This is a genomic window from Heyndrickxia sp. MSNUG, from assembly GCF_049532715.1.
Classification (GTDB): domain Bacteria; phylum Bacillota; class Bacilli; order Bacillales; family Cytobacillaceae; genus Mesobacillus.
In genome coordinates this window covers 2,987,153-3,008,584 of record NZ_CP150978.1, presented here as the reverse complement: position 1 = coordinate 3,008,584, position 21,432 = coordinate 2,987,153, and the positions used below count along the sequence as shown (strand labels likewise).

Here is a 21,432-nt window from a genome sequence, read left to right as displayed (position 1 = left end):
ATTGGAGGTCAAGGGATGACAACACCCAGTATGGAAGATTACATTGAACAAATATATATTTTGATAGAAGAGAAGGGCTATGCCCGTGTATCGGATATCGCAGAAGCATTATCCGTCCATCCCTCCTCGGTAACCAAGATGGTCCAGAAGCTTGATAAGGATCAATTTTTAGTGTATGAAAAATATCGCGGCCTGATGCTGACACCAAAGGGAATTAAGACCGGCAAGCGATTGGTTTACCGCCATGAATTGCTGGAACAATTACTTAAGGTGATTGGCGTTAAGGATGAGAATATTTACAATGATGTTGAAGGAATTGAACATCATTTAAGCTGGGACGCAATCGACAGGATTGGGGACCTCGTTCAATACTTTGAAGAAGATGAATCCCGAGTAGAAGAGTTAAGGGCAATCCAGAAGCAGAATGAAGAAGAGTGAAAAAACACCTGACATCCGTCAGGTGTTTTTTAGTATATATCCGGAAATTGATTTAGCTCTAGCCCATCAGCGGAAACCAAAGATGCAGAACCCTCATCAGTCTCATTGATATTAACTCCAGTTATGGTTCCTGCTTCCGCTTCATTCAAAGCCTTTCGATAAGAAATAATCCGTCCGCTTGAGGTCTGGAAGCTGATGATCTCGCCGGCATGGTTTTTGTGAATCGCAACTAATTGCTCTGGATCCATAAAATCCTCTCCTTTCATCCTTCTAGTCTTGCACTTTATCTTGAAAAATAAACTAAAAAGGAAATTATGTTTTTATCACGAAATAACTAAGGATGCAGTTAATAGAAACTAGGCAGGTGAACAAGAGGATATGTTCAATTGGGAATTGGAATCAGAGAAAAAATGGAACGGAATGGCATCGTCCTGGAACTCCCGAAGCAGGGGGATGTGGGAAACAGGAAGCAGGAAAGATATTGTCTCTTTCATTAAAAAATACGTTCCAGAAGGCGCCGCTGTGTGCGACTTGGGCTGCGGAGATGGAATTGGATCAGAGAAATTAGCAGAAGAAGGATATAAAGTCACAGGAATCGATGTTTCGGATGAAATGCTGGAAAAAGCCCGGGAGAATCCCCGAAATAAAAATATTGTATTTCATAAAGCGGAATTATCAAATTGCGGAATTCAGGGTGACGCATTTGAAGCGGTTATGGCGATCAATTCCTTTGAATGGACAATAAGCCCATATAAATCATTAAACGAAGCTGCCAGGATATTGAAACCAGATGGCTTTGCCTGCATTGGCATTTTAGGGCCGACAGCGGGTCCAAGAATTAATAGCTTTCAAAGACTATATGGCGATGATGTGATTTGCAATACAATCATGCCCTGGGAACTTGAAAGGCTAGCGGTTGAAAATGGCTGGAAGAAGGTCGGCGAGTATGGGGTTTATAAAAAGGCTGCGGAACAGCTCGTTCTTGGATCACTGCCAAGCGAACTTCAACAATCACTTTCCTTTATGTGGGTCTTTATGTTTCAACTGAATAAGTAAGGAGGAAAAGGGAATGAGTCGATATTCAATCGGGGAATTTGTGAGTAATACAAAACAGCAGGATAAAGGGGAAGGGTTATTCGAAATTGAGACTCCTAGAATGCTGGAAATCAACTTGAATGGACAGGTGTGGTCAAAAGCTGGGGCAATGGTGTCTTACCGAGGAAATATCAAGTTTGAACGAGAAGGAATTCTCGAGCATGGTCTGGGAAAGATGTTCAAGAAAGCTTTGACAGGTGAGGGTACTTCACTCATGAAAGCAACCGGAAATGGGAAGCTTTATTTGGCAGACCAAGGGAAAAAAATATCGATTTTATACCTTCAGAACGAATCCATATTTGTTAACGGAAATGATCTTCTTGCATTCGAACCTTCCATCAGCTGGGATATCAAATTGATGCGGCGAGTGGCTGGAATGCTGTCAGGAGGATTGTTCAATGTTCGGCTAGAGGGAACAGGAATGGTAGCAATTACGTCTCATTATGAACCGTTGACACTTCTTGTCAGCGAGGATAATCCCGTATATACAGATCCAAATGCGACAGTGGCATGGTCAGGGAATTTGCAGCCCGATTTCGTCACTGATATTTCGTTAAAAACCTTCCTTGGCCGAGGAAGCGGAGAATCGATACAAATGAAATTCAGCGGTGAAGGATTTGTCGTTGTCCAGCCATTTGAGGAAGTATACTATGCTCCTCAAGCATAAACAAAAGAGAGGCATCGACCACGATGCCTCTCTTTGCTGTTAATCCCAAACATATGGTGTTTCCTGGTATACGTAATAATTGAGCCAATTAGAAAAGAATAAGTGTGCATGCGACCGCCAGCTGTTTAACGGCGTCTCAACAGGATTATCCTTGGGGAAATAATATTCAGGCATATGGATTGAAATCCCTTTTGCTCTATCGCGGGCGTATTCTTCGGCTAATGTTGAACCTTCGTATTCCAAGTGTCCAGTAATCATGATTCTTTTGCCATCAGCTGATGAGATGATTAAGGGCCCTGCTTCTTCTGAGGAGGCGAGCAGCTTAAGATCCTTATTTTTCATCAATTCATCAATTGATACATCAGTATTTCTGGAATGTGGTGCTTTGAATACATCGTCAAACCCTCTCAAGAGTTTCGCTTTCCTATCCAGTACATGATGCATGTATACCCCAGAGCACTTTTTTGGAAGCTCGTATTTTCCGATTCCATAATGGAAGTACAATGCAGCCTGTGCGCCCCAGCATATATGCAAGGTGGAGGTAACGTTCTGATCTGTCCAGCTTAAAATTTGCGTGAGTTCCTCCCAATACTCCACGTTCTCGAAATCGAGGAGTTCAATAGGTGCCCCAGTAATGATCATCCCGTCATACTTTTTTTCCTTTACCTGTTCAAAGGTCTGGTAAAATTCTTCCAGATGATAACTTGATGTGTTTTTGGATTCATATGAAGCTGTTTTTAAGAAATTGATATTCACCTGGAGAGGAGTATTCCCAAGCAGTCGCAGCAACTGTCTTTCTGTCTTCTCTTTCTCTGGCATCAGGTTAAGGATTAAAATATTGAGAGGACGGATATCCTGTTGTGCAGCCCGGCCTTCATCCATGATGAAAATATTTTCCTTCTCCAGAATCTCTCTTGCAGGAAGATGATATGGTATTTTAATTGGCATGAGATAACCTCCTTTAAAAAGCAGCTCGAATTGTAATAAAGTTTATTATAATCTGAATTCTTTGACGGAGCAATTGACTAAAGGGATATTTTTGTGTCATATGAATATTTTTATCCTGATCGCTTTGTTGAGATGGTAGAATATAAATTGGTAAGCATATATAGAATATCTGGGGGTATTGTGGATGGAAACGAATATTCAAGTTAAGTCAGATATTGAAATTGCTCGTGAAAGTAAAATGAAACCAATTACGGAAATTGCAGCTAAGCTCGCTCTCGATGCCGATGAAATCGAGCTGTTTGGAAAATACAAGGCTAAGCTCTCAGGAGAAGCTCTTGCAAAACTTAAAACGAAAGAAAGCGGTAGGGTCATTCTTGTTACTGCAATTAACCCGACTCCAGCTGGAGAGGGAAAGTCCACAGTGACTGTCGGCCTTGCAGATGCTTTGAACAGACTCGGCCAAAAAACAATGATCGCGATGCGTGAGCCCTCTTTAGGACCGACAATGGGGATCAAGGGAGGCGCAACGGGTGGAGGTTATGCACAGGTTCTTCCAATGGAAGACATCAACCTGCACTTTACTGGTGACCTTCACGCAATTACAACCGCCAATAATGCTCTGGCAGCATTGATTGATAATCATCTGCAGCAGGGCAATCAGCTTAATATTGATCAGCGCAGGATCGTTTGGAAAAGAGCGCTTGATCTTAATGACCGCGCTTTAAGAAAAGTTGTCATTGGTCTTGGAGGACCCATGCAGGGAGTTCCTCGTGAAGACGGCTTTGATATTACAGTGGCTTCTGAAATTATGGCGGTTCTATGCCTTGCCAGCGATTTGAAAGATTTAAAGCGCAGGCTGGCAAAAATGGTCGTAGCTTATGATTATAACAGGCAGCCTGTCACTGTTGGAGACCTCGGAGTTGAAGGTGCGTTAACACTTCTGCTCAAGGAGGCAGTAAAACCGAATCTTGTTCAGACAATTGAACATACACCTGCATTGATCCACGGCGGACCCTTTGCGAACATTGCCCATGGGTGTAATAGTGTAATAGCGACGGATGCGGCTTCGAAGCTTGCAGACTTTGTGGTAACCGAAGCAGGATTCGGGGCAGATCTGGGTGCGGAAAAGTTTCTTAATATCAAGGCAAGGACTGCTGGAATCCAACCTGCTGCTGTTGTGATTGTCGCTACAATAAGGGCCCTCAAAATGCATGGCGGGATGAAAAAAACTGAGCTTGTAAAAGAAGATGTGCAGGCATTAAGAGATGGCTTTACGAACTTGAAGAAGCATGTCGAGACAATTGCCGGTTTCGGTCTTCCGTATATCGTGGCGATTAATAAATTTATAACTGATACCGAGCTTGAAACAAATACATTACTGGAATTATGCGGAGATGCAGGAATTCCGGCTGCGCTGACTGAAGTGTGGGAAAAGGGCGGAGCTGGAGGTCTGGCACTGGCTGAAACATTGCTTGATGTGATCAGCAGCAGCGAAAATACCTTTGCCCATTTATATGACTTGTCGGACCCTCTGGAAGTGAAAATCCAGACAATCGCCAGCCAGGTTTATGGGGCTGATGGAGTAGAATTTTCACCAAAAGCTAAGAAACAGCTTAGTGAGTTTGAAGCCTATGGATGGGGAGTTCTTCCAGTATGTATGGCGAAAACGCAATATTCTCTTTCTGATGATCCGCAAAAGCTTGGAAGGCCTTCCGGATTCACGATTACAGTGCGAGAATTAAAGCCATCTGTAGGTGCAGGATTCATCGTGGCCTTGACAGGTGAAGTAATGACAATGCCTGGACTTCCTAAGCTTCCCGCTGCCCTTAATATGGATGTCGATGAGGATGGAAACGCAGTAGGTCTCTTTTAGGTAAAGAAGGAGTGGGAATTCATGTTTGACCCGACAGCATTTGAAAATATCAAAGTCGTGATCGAAGGCGAAATTTATGACAGAGATTTAAGTGGCGAAATATTGGTCATGGACCGAAATGACTGGATTAACACTGCAAAGCTGTCGCGAAAATATGAAATAACATGCTGTCTGCCAGGTGATGAACATTCAGGTGTCACTGCGACTATGACACTCGAGGCGGGTCTCGAAAATCTTTCTGCCGAGCTAATGGACCTGAAGCATGCCACGCACCTTGCAGGATGTATAGTCGTTATTCACTTTTCACTGATCCATCGTAATGAATCAAGTCTTTACAAAAAGATTCATACTGTTTTAGAAGAGATTTGGGGATCTGGCCGGGCGATTGAACAAATCGCCCAGATTCACGCTTTAGTGGACTCATCCCATGTAAAGAATAAAGCATCAATCTCCTTTAACAGACTCATTTACGAGAATCAGATTGACGATCTCACAGAAATGATTGGTTATATGATTCAATCCTTGGTAAAGCTCAAAGCCTCATTGTCTTAAAAATTCAATAGAATCATTGTTTCCTGCCATGTTAGGCAGGAATTTGTCTGTAGTTTTCAGAATAATCTAGTAATACTATGAAGAAATACATTTATTTTGTAGGCTGTGTTAAAGTACAATGTTGATTTTTTAGCACCTGTTGATTGGAGCGGAAGGCGCGAAGACTCCTGGAGGCTCACCTGACGCCCCCCGGAAAGCGAAGCGCCTGGAGCGGAAATCAACAGACAAGTTTTACACAGCCATTTTATAAAAGGAGGAGAGCGTTTGAAAAAAATCGCATGGGTAACTGACAGTACAGCTTATTTAGATGAAGAACTAAGAAATCACCCTGATGTATATCAAGTGCCAATGACCATAGTATTAGACAATGTAGAATATTTAGATGGGAAAGATTTAACTGCTGAAGAATTATACGAAAGATAAAAAAAGCTTAAAAACACCACCCAAGACATCACAGCCACCTGTAGGGGTTTTCATGGAATTGTACGAGCAGCTGGCAAAAGATTATGATGCGGTTTTTTCTATTCTTGTCTCTGCCAAGCTAAGCGGAACAGTTGCTTCGAGCGTACAGGCATCTCAATCAGTAGATGTCCCTGTAATTACATTCGACTCGAAGATATTAACATTTCCGTTGACATCCCAATTAAAGAAGGGCATTGCATTGGCAGAAGAAGGTGCAAGTATTGAAGAGATTAAGGAAAAGCTGGAGATATTGCGTGATTCAAATGAAACGTATGTAATGGTTGGCAGCCTGCAGCAGCTCCATAGAAGCGGACGTATGTCAGGATTACAGTTTTACCTTGGCAGCATGCTGAGCATTAAACCAATCATCAGTATCGAGGACGGCGGCTTAAATACAAAGGATAAAGTGCGAAGCGACAAAAAAGCACGGGAAAAAATGTTCGATTATTTAAGGTCATCCCAAGAAAAGCATAAGGTTAAAGAAGTTTATATCCTTTACGGTCTGCATAAAGAGGTAGCGGACGACTGGCAATCCCAGCTGGAAAACGAATTTCCATCTATTAAATTCAAAAGCTGCCCTATAGGAGCAGTCATCGGCGTTCATGCTGGGGAACATACCATAGGTATCAGCTGGAATAACGCAAACGTTTAAGTGCCAATTGGCACTTTTTCTTTTTGGAAATATTAAAAATCTACATTAGAATATGAGTGGCATGAAAATCGGGCGGTGCAAGATTCAATAAGGCCCTCTGGAACAAGGCATAACAGGAGAATAGGGCAATGAATGATACAACAATGTCCATTGGAATAATGTATGGCAAGAAAACAGGGGAATGAATGTTTCTATAGGTTAGACTCCTATGCAAATCCGTTCTTCCATGGTAAAAATACATATCTACAGTCGGTTGCATTCTATATGGTAAAATAGTTTCCGAAGGAAAGTAGGTGCAGTAAATGAGAGAGAAGATTGAAGCCGCAGAGGCATTTGTAAAAAAAGAATTAGGCAAGGATTCATCCGGGCATGACTGGCACCATATTGACAGAGTCAGGAAGAATGCCCGTTTAATATGGAGCAAAGAACAAAAAGGAGATTGGTTCATTATAGAAATGGCAGCCTTGCTTCATGACATACCTGATGAAAAGTTGAACGAGTCAGAAGAAGCCGGATGGTCTAAGCTGGATTCGTTTTTGTCAGAACTTGAGCTTGAGAGCGATATTGCCGATTTAATAAAGAATTGTATCGAAACGGTTTCCTTTAAAGGGGGCCGAGAGATTGAACTTAACAGCCTTGAAGCTGAAATAGTCCAGGATGCAGACCGCCTGGATGCACTTGGGGCGATTGGGATTGCCCGGACATTTGCATATGGGGGCAAGAAAGGACACCCGATTTTCGATCCTGGCATTTCTGTCAGGGAAGATATGACCATGGAAGAATATCGTAGTGGCGATAGTTCTTCTATCAATCATTTTTATGAAAAATTATTGAAGCTGAAAGATAAAATGAATACTGAACAAGCAAAGAAGCTTGCTGAGGAAAGGCATGCATTCATGGAAAGCTTCCTTGCACAATTTTACAGTGAATGGAATGGTAAGGCATGAAGATGATCACGATTGAGAACGTGACGAAAACATACGGGGAAAAAGAATTATTCAAAGGGATTTCTTTTACGATTGGTGAGCGTGAAAGAGTTGGTCTTATTGGAGTGAACGGTACAGGAAAATCTTCATTGCTTAAAATTGTCGCAGGCATCGACCAGCCTGATTCAGGAGATATCATAATTGCAAAAGACTATAAAATTTCCTATCTTTCACAGCAGCCAGAAATGGAACCAGGGCGGACGGTCCTTGATCAAGTATTCAGCGGGGATGCGCCAATCCTCAAATTGATGAGGGATTATGAGTTGGTTCTATCTGATTTGGTCAGCAAGCCTGAAGACAATGTACTGCAGGAAAAACTTTTTGAATTGCAGAGACAGATGGACAGCTCAGATGGATGGGATGCAAATACAGCAGCAAAGTCGATTTTAATGCAGCTGGGTATCACTGATTTCTCGAAGAAAATGCATGAGCTATCAGGTGGACAGAAGAAGCGTGTTGCACTGGCGCAAGTTTTAATAGAATCACCAGACTTGTTAATACTTGATGAACCTACGAACCATCTTGATTATGAAACAGTAAAATGGCTTGAAGACTACTTATCGAGATATTCAGGATCCCTTTTACTTGTGACGCATGATCGTTATTTCCTGGATAGGGTGACGAACAGAATTTTTGAGTTGGACGGAGGATCGTTATATAGCTATAAAGGGAACTATGCGAGTTTCCTTGAAGCCAAAGCAATCCGGGAAGAAAATGAAGCTGCATCTTTTGAAAAAAGAAGAACTTATTCAGGCAGGAGCTTGAATGGATCAGAAGGGGAGCCAAAGCCAGAACGACCAAACAAAAGGCAAGGATCCAGCGTTTTGATCAGCTTGACGACGAGGTTTCAAATGTGAAGTCATCTGAAAAACTGGAAATCTCACTTAGTGGAAGCAGACTGGGTAAACAGGTGCTGGAATTAAAAGATGCTACCAAGAATTATGATGGCAAGGTCATTCTAGATCAGTTCAATTTGCTGGTAAAGCGTGGCGACAGATTGGGAATCATTGGCCGAAATGGCACAGGTAAATCAACTTTGCTGAATATCCTTTCTGGCAGAATTCATTTGGATTCAGGGGAAATCATTACAGGACAAACCGTCAAGATAGCTTATTATACACAGGAAAACGAAGATATGGATGAAAATAAGCGAGTGATAGAATACCTGAAAGAAACGGCGGAGATTGTCCATACGACTGATGGGAAGACCATTTCAGCTGCGCAAATGCTTGAAAGATTCCTGTTTCCTCCCTATGCTCATGGTACTCCTATCCGGAAACTTTCAGGCGGAGAAAAGCGCAGGCTGTATCTGTTAAAACTATTAATGGAAGAACCAAACGTCCTGCTCCTGGATGAACCGACGAATGACCTTGACACCCAGACTTTGACTGTATTGGAAGACTATCTTGAAGACTTCCCCGGAGTTGTCATAAGTGTATCCCATGACCGCTATTTCCTTGATAAGGTTGTTGATCAGGTATTGGTGCTTGAAGGCGAAGGCAGAACAGCACTTTATTTTGGCAATTATTCAGATTATCTTGAAAAGCGTCCAAAGCCAGCAGCTGATCTTGCTGTTTCAAAGAAAGAAAAAGCAGAACCTGCTGAAAAGCCGAAGAAAAAGAGAATGAGCTACAAGGATAAAAAAGAGTACGAAGAAATTGATGATAAGATAGCCGAAACTGAAAATCGTCTTGAAGCAATCCAGGGTGAGATGGCGAATATCGGCAGCGATTTTGAAAAAGGACAGGCTTTGGTAAATGAAGAGGCTGAGCTGAATGAAAAGCTTGAGTATTTGATTGAAAGATGGAGTTATTTAAGTGAACTTGCAGAAGAGGAGTAAAAAGGCTGACTCAAAAGGTCGTGAATGGGACCTTCTGAGTCAGTATTTCTGTTACAAGGGTGAAATCCACGACATGTAACTATATTTAATACATCAACACAGGAATTGTTGAATTTAGCTGGAAGGTGTATTTAAAATTGCTTACCCATGATAAGTGACTCTCGATGCTATCCACATTATGTTATGTTAAAATGGCTTCATTCCTAATAATTACAAAGGGGTGGGAATGTGAAAATTTTATCGATTGAACCAACACCGAGTCCGAATACAATGAAAATAAATCTGGATGAAGAGCTTCCTATGGGCAAAAGCAATAATTACAAGAAGGATGCTGCAGCCGGAGCACCTGATGTTATTGTTAATATACTCGACATCAAAGGTGTGAAAGGTGTTTACCATGTAGCAGATTTCCTTGCAGTAGAGAGGAATGCGAAATTTGACTGGCAGGCTATTTTACCTGAGGTGAGAAAAGCCTTTGGTCAGGAAACTGAGGAGTCAAGCGATGGCACACCAAAAATAAATGAGCATTTTGGAGAAATTAAAGTTCAAGTTCAGATGTACAAAGGTATTCCGATGCAAGTTAAATTAACAGATGGAACTGAAGAGAAGCGCTTCGGCCTTCCTGATCTTTTTGTAAAGAGCATTGGAGAAGTCCAGTCTCCTGAGGATAATATCGTTATGGTCCGCAGGTGGAAGGAGCTTGGAGTCAGATACGGCGAATTTGAACAGGTAGGAAATGAAGTGGTCGAAGAACTTCTCGCAGCCTATCCTCCTGATAGACTGAAGGAGCTTGTGATGGTTGCACAAAATCCTGCGCAGGAAACACAAATAAAATCTGCGAAGAAAAAAATAAGAATTAAAGCAGACGATTTGGATGATCCAGATTGGCGTATAAGGTACCAGCTTCTAGAGCAAATGGAGGATCCAACTGTTGAGGATTTGCAACTGCTTGAAAAAGCGCTGCATGATGAGAAGGCATCCATTCGCAGGCTGGCAACAGTTTATCTCGGTATGATCGAGGAAAAAGAAGCGCTGCCGCTGCTATATAAAGCATTAAAGGATAAAACTGTCACAGTGAGAAGGACCGCTGGGGACTGCTTGTCTGATCTTGGCCATCCTGAAGCGATGGATGAAATGATGGAGGCATTGAAAGATCCGAGCAAGCTTGTACGCTGGCGTGCTGCGATGTTCCTCTATGAGGTTGGAGACGAAAGAGCACTCCCTGCTCTAAAAGAAGCTGAAAATGATCCGGAATTTGAAGTTAGCATGCAGGTGAAATTGGCAATAGTCCGAATTGAACTGGGTGAGGAAGCAAAAGGATCAGTATGGAAGCAGATGACCGAAGCGAGAAAGTAATAATATTATTATGTAAACAAAACAGCCGGGGTGCAATTTGCATCCTGGCTATTTTTCGTAAGTCACTAAGAAAAACGAAAGACGATCTAATTTCTAAAATTTTGATCTGCTTTTTTCAATGAACTAATAGGTACTTTTTCTTAATATATAAATGAATTCGCTTACATTATTATAATTTTTCGAAAATTATTGCAATTGAATTTAAAAAGGTTTATTGTAATGAATAAAAAATCGGGAGGTAGATCCAATGGAAAAGGATTTAAGGATAAAGAGTCATGTATTCAGTGATGATGCGAGAAAGGCGCCGAATAGGGCGATGTTAAGGGCAGTTGGCTTTAGTACAGAGGACTTTAAAAAGCCAATGATTGGCATTGCAAGTACCTGGAGCGAAGTAACTCCATGTAACATACATATTGATAAACTAGCTTTAAAGGCAAAAGAAGGTGCAAGAACAGCAGGTGGCGCACCGCTTATTTTCAATACAATTACAGTTTCTGACGGGATATCGATGGGTACAGATGGCATGCGTTATTCATTGCCAAGCAGGGATTTGATCGCAGACTCGATTGAGACGGTTGTACAGGGTGAAAGTCTTGATGGGTTTGTTGCAATCGGAGGCTGTGATAAGAATATGCCAGGATGCTTGATGGCAATTGCCAGGATTGACCTGCCATCTGTATTCGTTTATGGCGGGACAATCAAACCAGGGAAATTGGATGGGAAAGATATTGATATTGTTTCTGCCTTTGAAGGGGTCGGTGAATACAACAAGGGTGCAATTGGCGATGAGCAGCTTCAAAAAATCGAATGCCATGCATGTCCAGGTTCCGGTTCTTGTGGCGGAATGTACACTGCGAACACAATGGCGAGTGCTATTGAAGCCCTTGGAATGAGCTTGCCAGGCAGCTCCTCCAATCCGGCAGAAACAGAAGCCAAGCACGATGATTGTTTCACAGCAGGTAAGGCCGTCTATCAACTGCTTGAGCAAGACATCCGTCCAAGACAGATTTTAACGAAGAAGGCGTTCGAAAACGCGATTACAGTTGTCATGGCACTGGGCGGATCCACTAATGCCATCCTCCATTTAATGGCAATTGCCCATTGTGCTGAGGTTGATCTTAAACTTGAGGATTTCAATAGACTACAAGAAAGAGTACCTCATATTGCTGATTTAAAGCCGAGCGGCAAGTATGTGATGCAGGATTTATTCGAAGCAGGCGGTGTCCCTGCGGTAATGAAGCTGTTATTAAAAGAAGGCTTGCTGCATGGCGACTGTCTGACCGTTACTGGAAAAACGCTCGAAGAGAACTTGAAGGAATTTCCTGATTTAAAAGCAGGTCAGCAAGTAATCCACCCAGTAGGCGAACCTTTAAGAAAAGACGGTCCGTTAGTAGTTCTTAAAGGAAATCTGGCTCCTAATGGGGCAGTTGCCAAAGTTTCAGGCTTAAAGGTAAAGAGTATGACGGGGCCTGCCAAAGTGTTTGATGATGAGGAATCAGCTTCAAAAGCGGTTATGGCAAACCAAATTGTCGCTGGGGATGTCCTGGTTATTCGGTATGAGGGACCTAAAGGGGGACCGGGAATGCCAGAAATGCTCTCCCTGTCTGGCATCCTTGTTGGAAAAGGCCTTGGAGAAAGTGTAGCCCTACTGACAGATGGAAGATTTTCAGGAGGAAGCCATGGACTTGTAGTCGGTCACATTGCCCCTGAAGCTCAGGTAGGCGGACCGATAGCCCTGATAAAAAATGGAGATCTAATCACCATAGATAGTGAGGAAAAGCTATTAAGCGTTGATTTAAGTGATGCTGAGCTTGCTGTCCGGAAACAGACGTGGAACCCTCCAGCATTGCCATCAAGGGGTACTTTGGCAAAGTATGCAAGGTTAGTATCCTGCTCATCAAAAGGAGCAGTTACCGATTCATTTGAAGAAACAGTGGCAGAGCATCCTGTCCATTCTTGATATTGTTCTTTTATTGCGTTGAACATTGAAAATATAGTATGCTAAAACTGTATTATTGTAGGGAGGGATCCTTTAATGTCAATGGCATATGAAGAATATATGAGACAAATGGTAAAACCGATGCGTGAAGAGCTGACACGTGCTGGATTTCAAGAATTACTGACAGCTGAAGAAGTAGAAAAATTCATTGAGAACACAGAAGGAACTACGCTGGTTGTGGTTAACTCTGTATGCGGATGTGCTGCTGGCCTTGCTCGTCCTTCAGCTACACAGGCAATATTAAGAAGTGAAAAGAAGCCTGATCATCTTGTAACAGTGTTTGCAGGTCAGGATAAAGAAGCTACAGCTAAAATGCGTGACTATTTTACAGACATCGAGCCATCATCACCATCAATGGCATTGTTAAAAGGGAAAGAAGTCGTTCATTTCATTCCACGCCATGATATCGAAGGCCAGCCGATGGAAGCAATTATGGATAACTTGATTTCTGCATTTGAAGCGAACTGCTAAAGTTTTCTGAAAGGATGTCATTTGACGTCCTTTTTCTTTTCCTCTGGATAATTATGTCTTTTTAATATGATTTGAGGTGTTAAGGGTGTTTGTGACAACAGCGGGCAGGACGAATGAAGAAATAACTGCCCACGCCAGAAAAATTGCTGATGATTTAAATGCGGAATTTGTTCCAAGAAAGAAAAGATCGATCTTCGCAATACAAGAAAAGCTCTCTGATCATTGCCTTGTTATTAGCAAAGAACGTCTGGAACTTTACCCGTTCGGAGAAAAAGAGCCATTCTTTTTTCACCCGAATTCTGCAATGTTCCGAATTAAAAGGCTGATGAATGGTGAAAACGATCCTCTCATTCAGAGTGGGAAATTGGCAGCAGGAATGAGCTTTCTCGACTGTACACTTGGTCTTGGGTCAGACAGCATTGTAGCTAGTTATGCAGTTGGAACGAGAGGTTATGTAACGGGAGTAGAAGCCCGGCCGGAACTGTCTTATCTTGTTAAAACTGGCTTGAAAAGCTGGGATTCCGGCTACGAAGCCATTAATCAGGCGATGGCAAACATAAATGTTGTAAATGAATATTCACATGATTTTTTGAAAAAGTTGGATGATGACAGCTTTGACTGTGTTTATTTTGATCCCATGTTTGATGAATCGATTTTTGAATCAGACGGAATCAGAGGATTAAGCCATTTTGCCGTTTATGAGGGGCTATCTAAAGAGATGATGGATCATGCCCTTCGGGTAGCGAAGAAACGTGTCATTCTTAAGGATCATTTTCGAAGCACAAGATTTGATGAATTTGGCTTTAAAGTAAACCGCCGGAAATCAGCAAAATTCCATTTTGGAGTTATCGAAAAAGAATGAGGGAAATTCCCTCACTCTTTTTTATGACCTTACTTTTTTAATCTGCTATTGACAAATACACAAAATAGGCAAGCATAATGAAACTTATTGCAACAATACCCCACTCCATCAATTTAACCTCCTTATAAATACACGAAAAGAATGCCCTAATATTTCCTTATAACCATTTTTGAAAAATTTGAAACCCTTTACCCAATTTTACGTATAAACAAGTTATAATAATGCTATAAATATTTTTTACTCTTTTCGGATATTTTGTTATAAGAACATTAAATAGCAGTAATTTAAAATGAAAACAGCATAAATAGTTTAACTGAAAATCAAATTTCTAATACATAAAGGAAGTGATCCACATGCCAGCATGGCTTCGCAAATCGCTAGTCGTCCTGATTTCTATCTTTACATTTGGGATGGTTTCACCTGCCCAGGCGAATGGATTCCTGACAACAACAGACCGGGCTGAAAAATCTGCATCTGCTGAAACTTCATACTATGATACTTTTGATTCTCCTCTTGATGAGGAGGCCGAAAGGGATAAATTTATAGACAGGGCAATGAAGGAAGCTGAAATGCAATCGTTTCAGAAATTTGGCAAAAAGATCGGACCAGTAATTGAGGACGAGTTCCGGCAAACGATCCTGCCCAATATTGAAAAGGCAATTGAGATGGTAGCTGTCCAGTATCCTGGAGAAAGATTAAATTCTCTTCGAATCACCGAGATGCCGGGTGGAGGGGAATCAGAGAAGATTTTCCACATTACTGATGACAATGGCAAAGACATCATCCGTTTTCACGTAAGGCGAGACCAGCCGCCAAAAGATGGCTTCTGGTTTAACTTCCATTACCATACTTATCATGATAGTTTCCAGACACATTATGAACTGGGAACAATTTTCTGGGCCAAAAACACACCGCCTAAGTGGAAAAGTTGATATATTTGAATTTAAAAAGGATTTGTGAAAAAATATTTATAGCAAAATGAAACCTTTCTTCTAATTAAAACGTAAAAACTAACGAAATAAATTTTTGGAGGTAGAAAAAATGGCAATCAGTTTATCAAAAGGCCAAAAAGTCGATCTGACTAAAACAAACCCTGGTTTGACAAAGGTAGTAGTCGGCCTCGGATGGGATGTTAATAAATATGATGGCGGCAATGATTTTGACCTTGACACGTCAGTTTTCCTTTTGGGAGATAATGGCAAAGTGACTTCTGAAGCTGACTTTGTATTTTACAACAATACGACTGGCGGAAATGGTTCTGTCGTACATACAGGAGACAACCGTACCGGAGCTGGAGATGGTGATGATGAACAAGTCACCGTAGATCTTGGAGCAGTTCCAGCACAAGTTCAACGCGTTGCTTTTACTATCACTATCCATGATGGCGAAGCTCGCCGCCAGAACTTTGGCCAAGTGTCTAATTCATATGTGAGAATTTTGAACGCTGGCTCGAATGAAGAAATAATCCGCTATGATCTTGGGGAAGATTTCTCAATCGAAACAGCAATCGTTGTCGGAGAGCTTTACCGCCATAACAACGAATGGAAATTCAGCGCAATCGGCAGCGGTTACCAAGGCGGATTGGCAGCACTTGCTACAGACTTTGGGCTGCAAGTAGGGTAAAATTATATAAGTGAGATTATGATAGGCCCGGCCGATGCCGGGTCTTTCTATAGAGAATATATTCAACATAGTGGGAGGAACTACAAGAATGCCTGAAATATTACAAGGATTTATAGATACTTATGCCCAGTTTTTTGATTGGGATATGTGGGTTCGAGTTCTAACGGATCCGGTCAGCTGGGGATTGATTGGTACGCTGGTGATCCTGGAAGGTCTATTGTCGGCCGACAATGCACTTGTTTTGGCTGTAATGGTTAAGCACTTACCGGAGAAACAGCGAAAGAAAGCATTGTTTTACGGTTTGCTTGGAGCCTATGCGTTCCGTTTTATCGCGATTGGCATTGGTGTTTATTTGATCGAATTCTGGTGGGTAAAAGTAATTGGAGCCGGCTATCTTGCCTGGCTGTCAATTAAATACTTCATGGATAAGAGAAAAGGTGAAGAGCCAGATATCGAAGAAGTTGAAGGTGTTAAGCAGGGCGGGCTTCTTATCCGTTTATTCGGCACATTCTGGGGGACGGTCGCAGCTGTTGAAATAATGGATATTGCATTCTCTGTTGACAGTGTTCTCGCGGCATTTGGTATCAGCCAGGAAGTTTGGGTGTTATTGCTCGGCGGTATGCTTGGCGTATTGATGATGCGTGGAGTTGCCGGTGTATTCCTGAAATTGATTGAACGCGTACCTGAGCTGGAAACGACTGCTTACATCTTAATCCTGATCATCGCTGCAAAAATGTTTGCAGGCGTTTTCGGATTCCATATTGATCACATTTACTTCTTCATTCTTTTACTTGTAACATTCGGAGCAACATTCGTTGTCCACTATATGAATAAGAAAAAAGCGGAAGAAAATGAGCAGCAGAAAAACGTACAATAAAAAATATTATTTTTTTAGGGAACTGACCTAGGTCTGCTCCCTTTCTTTTTATCTATAACGCCCAAAAGGGGAATTTTTCCGTGAAATTATTTTCAAATTTATATGAAAAAGAATTGGAAAACCTGTTTTTCATCAAACCAACTAAATTTAATAAATATACAGATCGGGAAGTATTAGCCTTTGCCCTTGGTGCGACTCTTTACATGCCTGCTACCAGAGAAAATATTCATCAGGAATTGCTGGTAAAGAAGCATGATGGTCTTGCATCGATGGTGATTTGTCTTGAAGATTCAATCGCCGACCATGAAGTGGATAAAGCAGAAATGCAATTGGTGGCGGAATTGAAGCACCTTAAAGAAGCACTTGGCAAAGGTTTTTTTTCAGAAGATGAGCTGCCTTTGATTTTTGTAAGAATCCGCAGTCTGGAACAACTTCAACATCTTGCAGAATTAGCAGGGGATGCATTTAATGTGCTCACTGGCATCGTCATACCTAAATTCGAACCTGCTTCAGGCAAGGGGATTTTAAAGTATATTAAGAACTTAAATGCTGATGGGTCACTTTTATATGCGATGCCCATCCTGGAAACAAAAAGAATCATAGAAAAAGAGACAAGGCTGGAAGAATTGCTTGCCATCAAATCTGTGGTGGACGACTACCGGGAGCTGATTTTGAATGTCAGGATTGGTGCAACGGATTTCAGCGGATTATATGGAATCAGAAGAAATGCAGATACGACAGTATGGGACATAGGCGTAATCCGTGACTGTATTTCAGATATCGTGAATGTGTTCCTCCGTTATGACAGTCCATATGTTGTTTCCGGTCCAGTTTGGGAGTATTTCTCTTCTACACAAAGAATGTTAAAACCACAATTGAGGCAGACTCCATTTAAAACTGCATTCGGCCAAGAAGGGTTAAAATGGCGTGCTGAATTGATCGACCGGCATATGGATGGCTTGATCCAGGAAATTTTGATGGACATAGCAAATGGGCTGACTGGGAAAACGATTATCCATCCGAGTCACATTAAAACAGTCCATGCATTGAATGCTGTCAGCTACGAAGAATACATTGACGCAAAAAGTATAGTGGATGAGGCAGATAACCACAATGGCGTTAGGAAAAGTGCCTTTGCCAATAAAATGAATGAAATAAAACCGCACTATTACTGGGCACAAAAGATTTTACGGAAATCACAGGTATATGGGGTGCTTCAAGATGGAATCACAAACATCGATTTACTCAAACAAGAAATATGCATATCGAATTCTTGATAACCTTTCGATTGAACTAGAAATTAATGAAAATCCGTATAGCCTCCCGTTAGAGGATTTATTTATCATGGCTGCACGGCGGAATAAAAAACGTTCCTTCTTGTTCGTGAGCAAAATATTAGGAAAACATTTGCCTATAATCCCTTCTAAGGGTTTGCTAACTGGCTCGCTCCTTGCAGCACAATATGCAGCCAAGACGACAGGTATGGAACTAAGCAAGGAGTTCAATCTTCAGGCGGAATTTGCAGAGGAGAATCCTAATGTGCCAGAAGCATTCATACCTTCAGAGCTGTCACCTGTTATCATTGGATTTGCGGAGACCGCGACTGCCCTTGGACAAGCATTCTTTTCCGCATTCAAGAAGGCGGATTATTTTCACACCACAAGGGAGATGATCTCTAACGAAGATCCTATTATTACGTTCGAAGAAGAGCATTCACACGCCACTTCTCACCGCTGCTATATTTCAAGGAATCTATTAGATAATAGAAGGGAAATTGTCCTGGTAGATGATGAAATGTCCACAGGGAAGACGGCCATTAATATTATCCGTTCCATCCAGGCGGAATTTCCGCGTGATGTCTACTCAGTTGTTTCTATTCTTGATTGGCGTTCTGACGAAGATGTACACAAATTTAAGAAGCTTGAAGATGAACTAGGAATCAACATCAATTGTGTAAGTCTATTAAGAGGGAAATTTACCATATCGGGTCATTCACCAGAATCTGAGTTGAATGCAGACCATGAGACATTTGGAATACCTGAACAAAGGGTGAAAAAGCATTACGTCGATCAAATAAGACCCGTGCCAAGCTCAAGATTTCACGGGGCCAAACTAAAAGAAATCCCATATGCTGCTTCCAGTGGAAGATTTGGAATGGATGAAACAGCAAGAAATTTACTTGATGAAATTCTTTTGGATGTGGCAGCAAAGCTTTCCCCAATGTCACAAGGAAAAAGGGTATTGTGTATAGGCACAGGAGAATTTATGTACTTCCCAATGAAAACGGCTGCACTGATGCGGGGGGATGTAAGCTACCAGTCAACAACCAGAAGTCCCATCCACATCGTGAACAAGGAAGGTTATGGGGCCAGGTACGGAATGGCATTCCCGAATCCGGAAGATTTAGAGATTCAGCATTACTTGTATAATGTCGCTCCCTTCCAGTACGAAGAAGTTTTTATTTTCTTCGAAAGAGAGGTTCCGGATGAATGGCTGGAACCTATGCTGAAGGAGTTTCAAAGAACTGGCATCCAAACGATTAATCTGGTCTTCTTTCACAGCAGGATGGTGAAAAATAATGAATGATGTTTTGTTCGGTTCCTATGAAGCAGAAGATGTCACTTTTCTTCTAAAGGACCTATCTGGCATTAACCTGGAAGGTTCGTCAGGGGTCAGAGAGAAACAAATTCAAGCTGGCGGCCATTACAGTGAATCGCTTCCTATTGAAGAGAAGCCGGGCAAGGAATATATGGACCTTTTCTGGGACCTGCTCGAATCACATAAAAAGAGAGTTGCATTATATACAGGTATAGTGGCTGAGCAAATCTATCATAGCAAGGGTAAGAATGTTGTTCTAGTATCATTGGCGCGTGCTGGCACCCCAATTGGCGCATTGATAAAAAGATATATTTTGGATAAATATGGAGATACCCTCCCTCATTACAGCATTTCAATAATCAGGGGAAAAGGAGTGGATGAAAATGCACTCCGCTATATCTTGGCGAGGCATCAGGGGATGGAGATTCAGTTTATCGATGGTTGGACTGGAAAAGGGGCAATTTCACGTGAGCTGCAAAAATCTTGTAAGGAATTTCAGGATAAAAACGGAGTTGTTCTTGATGACAATATCGCTGTTCTTGCAGATCCGGGATGCTGCTCAACCATTTACGGGACAAGAGAGGATTTCCTGCTCCCAAGCGCATGCCTGAATTCCACTGTTTCAGGCCTGATCAGCAGGACAGTGCTGAATGAGGAGTTCATAAAGCCTGACGATTTTCATGGAGCAAAATACTATAAAGAATTTGAAGATATTGATGTCTCAAAGGACTTTCTTGAAACAATCAATCAGGAGTTTCCCTCCATATTCCTTCTTGCGGAAGAAGAAGCAAGGAGGAATATGGTGAATCGGAAAAAGGCAGATTTTACAGGGCTGGAGATTGTGAAAAGAATAGCCTATGAGTATGGGATTGGAAATATTAACCTAATTAAGCCTGGTGTTGGGGAGACGACAAGAGTGCTTTTGAGAAGAGTTCCCTGGAAGATCCTCATCAAGGATTTTCACAATCCGGATATCAAGCATATATTATTGCTTGCAAAACAGAAAGAGGTCGAGCTCGTGCACTATCCAAATATGGATTATGCCTGCTGCGGCCTAATAAAGCAGTTAAAGGGGTAAGGCATCATGATGTTTGCAACCGACCTGGACAGGACCATCATTTATTCAAGGAAGGCACTTGAAGATTTAGGTCCATCTATTGATAGCCAACTGCGTGCGGTCGAAAAAAAGGAAGGCAAGTCTATTGCCTTCATGACACAGAAAGCGTTTGAGGAGCTCGAAGAAATTTCGCAGGATCTATTGCTTGTGCCAGTAACGACCAGAACGACGAATCAGTTTAAGCGAATTTTTATATTTGAGGAGCATATTCCTGTAAAGTATGCAATCACATTTAATGGAGCCGAGATCTTGTATGAAGGAAATCCTCTTCCAGATTGGCGTGAAGGAATTTCCGAAAGATTGAAAAAGGAAAGTGCTTCTATTGAAGAATTGAAGGAAATACTAAAAAAGGATTTTTTCCATGTCAATGGTGAACTAAAATCTGCAGAGGGCCTGTTCCTATATTATCTGCTCGAGGAAAAACTTGAACCTCATCAGATATGGGAATTTAAGAGAGCGGCCTCTGCATATGGCTGGAAAGTTTCCTACCAGGGGCGGAAACTTTATTTTATGCCTAACCCAATCAGCAAAGGAGAAGCGGTATCCTTTGTAAAAGAGAGGGAAGGAATAAGCACATTAATTGGTGCAGGAGACTCCCTTTTGGATGAAGACCTCCTGGTAAAATGTGACCACAGTTTTATCCCTGCTCATGGCGAACTTGCCAATGACAATGGATTGTTGACTTATATTGATACAGAGCAGCGAGGGGCGTTAGCTGGAGAGGAAATACTAGAAAAAATAAGAGTCATAATCAACGGTAATTTTTAAAATTGCTGAGCTTATGCATTGCCTTCCGGACTATAAAAAACAGACATGCAAATGACCCGTACATGAATAAGAACAAGGTGCCAAAATGAACTAATCCTGCATGCACCGGCATGATCAAAAGAGCAAATATGAATGAATAGAAGAGCAAGTCAAAGAGAACGAGGCCACCGGAGCACATTGCCTGCCGGACATCCCGGATTTCCATGTGCAGTTCTTCTGCGGGGGGCCTTTTATATAAGAAACGCATG

General features: G+C 41.8%; 21 protein-coding genes and 1 pseudogene. 20 read left to right on the top strand and 2 right to left on the bottom strand.

Annotated features, from left to right (window positions below; genetic code table 11):
• Positions 1 to 15: 15 nt before the first annotated feature.
• Positions 16 to 438 carry a transcriptional regulator MntR gene (gene mntR, locus AABM38_RS15090; protein WP_423407170.1) on the top strand — a complete coding sequence of 141 codons (423 nt, stop codon included), beginning with the start codon at positions 16 to 18 and terminating at the stop codon, positions 436 to 438.
• Positions 439 to 467: 29 nt separating this feature from the next.
• Here mntR and AABM38_RS15085 read toward each other — a convergent pair whose 3' ends face one another.
• Positions 468 to 686: a DUF3892 domain-containing protein gene (locus AABM38_RS15085; RefSeq protein ID WP_423407169.1), complete on the bottom strand. Its 219-nt coding sequence runs from the start codon at positions 684 to 686 to the stop codon at positions 468 to 470.
• 130 nt (positions 687 to 816) lie between these two features.
• Between AABM38_RS15085 and AABM38_RS15080 the strand changes: the two genes are divergently transcribed.
• Complete coding sequence (locus AABM38_RS15080; protein WP_423407168.1) at positions 817 to 1,494, top strand: class I SAM-dependent methyltransferase; 678 nt, start codon at positions 817 to 819, stop codon at positions 1,492 to 1,494.
• 13 nt (positions 1,495 to 1,507) lie between these two features.
• Positions 1,508 to 2,200, top strand: coding sequence for an AIM24 family protein (locus tag AABM38_RS15075; RefSeq protein WP_423407167.1), 693 nt, complete (start codon positions 1,508 to 1,510; stop codon positions 2,198 to 2,200).
• A 39-nt stretch (positions 2,201 to 2,239) separates the two neighbouring features.
• Here the strand turns inward: AABM38_RS15075 and metA are convergent, their stop codons facing one another.
• Entirely contained in the window at positions 2,240 to 3,148 is a 909-nt protein-coding gene (gene metA, locus AABM38_RS15070; RefSeq protein WP_423407166.1) for a homoserine O-acetyltransferase MetA, read from the bottom strand.
• A 184-nt stretch (positions 3,149 to 3,332) separates the two neighbouring features.
• On the opposite strand from metA, the gene AABM38_RS15065 reads away from it, so the two are divergent.
• From AABM38_RS15065 to AABM38_RS14985, 17 genes and pseudogenes are all read left to right on the top strand, one after another.
• Positions 3,333 to 5,021: a formate--tetrahydrofolate ligase gene (locus AABM38_RS15065; RefSeq protein WP_423407165.1), complete on the top strand. Its 1,689-nt coding sequence runs from the start codon at positions 3,333 to 3,335 to the stop codon at positions 5,019 to 5,021.
• A 21-nt stretch (positions 5,022 to 5,042) separates the two neighbouring features.
• The gene (locus AABM38_RS15060; RefSeq protein ID WP_423407164.1) at positions 5,043 to 5,573 is read left to right on the top strand and encodes a hypothetical protein; all 531 of its coding nucleotides are present in this window, start codon (positions 5,043 to 5,045) and stop codon (positions 5,571 to 5,573) included.
• Between the two features lie 264 nt (positions 5,574 to 5,837).
• Positions 5,838 to 5,996 carry a DegV family protein gene (locus AABM38_RS15055; RefSeq protein ID WP_423407163.1) on the top strand — a complete coding sequence of 53 codons (159 nt, stop codon included), beginning with the start codon at positions 5,838 to 5,840 and terminating at the stop codon, positions 5,994 to 5,996.
• A 52-nt stretch (positions 5,997 to 6,048) separates the two neighbouring features.
• Complete coding sequence (locus AABM38_RS15050; protein WP_423407162.1) at positions 6,049 to 6,687, top strand: DegV family protein; 639 nt, start codon at positions 6,049 to 6,051, stop codon at positions 6,685 to 6,687.
• Between the two features lie 302 nt (positions 6,688 to 6,989).
• The gene (locus AABM38_RS15045) at positions 6,990 to 7,634 is read left to right on the top strand and encodes an HD domain-containing protein (protein WP_423407161.1); all 645 of its coding nucleotides are present in this window, start codon (positions 6,990 to 6,992) and stop codon (positions 7,632 to 7,634) included.
• A pseudogene (locus AABM38_RS15040) lies at positions 7,631 to 9,513 on the top strand (ABC-F family ATP-binding cassette domain-containing protein). The gene AABM38_RS15045 and the pseudogene AABM38_RS15040 overlap by 4 nt, the downstream one beginning before the upstream one ends.
• A 228-nt stretch (positions 9,514 to 9,741) precedes the next feature.
• Positions 9,742 to 10,869, top strand: a complete 1,128-nt coding sequence (locus AABM38_RS15035) for a conserved virulence factor C family protein (protein WP_423407160.1) — start codon at positions 9,742 to 9,744, stop codon at positions 10,867 to 10,869.
• Positions 10,870 to 11,116: 247 nt separating this feature from the next.
• The gene (gene ilvD / locus AABM38_RS15030; RefSeq protein WP_423407159.1) at positions 11,117 to 12,829 is read left to right on the top strand and encodes a dihydroxy-acid dehydratase; all 1,713 of its coding nucleotides are present in this window, start codon (positions 11,117 to 11,119) and stop codon (positions 12,827 to 12,829) included.
• A 75-nt stretch (positions 12,830 to 12,904) separates the two neighbouring features.
• Positions 12,905 to 13,339 carry a BrxA/BrxB family bacilliredoxin gene (locus AABM38_RS15025; protein WP_423407158.1) on the top strand — a complete coding sequence of 145 codons (435 nt, stop codon included), beginning with the start codon at positions 12,905 to 12,907 and terminating at the stop codon, positions 13,337 to 13,339.
• An 85-nt stretch (positions 13,340 to 13,424) separates the two neighbouring features.
• Positions 13,425 to 14,201, top strand: a complete 777-nt coding sequence (locus AABM38_RS15020; protein ID WP_423407157.1) for a class I SAM-dependent methyltransferase — start codon at positions 13,425 to 13,427, stop codon at positions 14,199 to 14,201.
• 353 nt (positions 14,202 to 14,554) lie between these two features.
• Positions 14,555 to 15,133 (top strand): YpjP family protein, encoded by a 579-nt coding sequence (locus AABM38_RS15015; protein WP_423407156.1) that lies wholly within the window; start codon positions 14,555 to 14,557, stop codon positions 15,131 to 15,133.
• Positions 15,134 to 15,242: 109 nt separating this feature from the next.
• Positions 15,243 to 15,824: a TerD family protein gene (locus tag AABM38_RS15010; RefSeq protein ID WP_335375601.1), complete on the top strand. Its 582-nt coding sequence runs from the start codon at positions 15,243 to 15,245 to the stop codon at positions 15,822 to 15,824.
• An 88-nt stretch (positions 15,825 to 15,912) separates the two neighbouring features.
• On the top strand, positions 15,913 to 16,701 hold the full coding sequence (locus AABM38_RS15005) for a TerC family protein (RefSeq protein ID WP_423407155.1): 789 nt from the start codon (positions 15,913 to 15,915) through the stop codon (positions 16,699 to 16,701).
• Positions 16,702 to 16,781: 80 nt separating this feature from the next.
• On the top strand, positions 16,782 to 17,978 hold the full coding sequence (locus tag AABM38_RS15000; protein ID WP_423407154.1) for an HpcH/HpaI aldolase/citrate lyase family protein: 1,197 nt from the start codon (positions 16,782 to 16,784) through the stop codon (positions 17,976 to 17,978).
• Entirely contained in the window at positions 17,923 to 19,287 is a 1,365-nt protein-coding gene (locus tag AABM38_RS14995) for a phosphoribosyltransferase family protein (RefSeq protein WP_423407153.1), read from the top strand. Before AABM38_RS15000 ends, AABM38_RS14995 begins: the two co-directional genes overlap by 56 nt.
• A complete protein-coding gene (locus AABM38_RS14990; protein WP_423407152.1) occupies positions 19,280 to 20,377 on the top strand; it encodes a cysteine protease StiP family protein in 1,098 nt (365 codons plus the stop codon). The genes AABM38_RS14995 and AABM38_RS14990 overlap by 8 nt, the downstream gene beginning before the upstream one ends.
• A gap of 6 nt (positions 20,378 to 20,383) precedes the next feature.
• A complete protein-coding gene (locus AABM38_RS14985; protein ID WP_423407151.1) occupies positions 20,384 to 21,184 on the top strand; it encodes an HAD family hydrolase in 801 nt (266 codons plus the stop codon).
• Positions 21,185 to 21,432 lie beyond the last annotated feature (248 nt).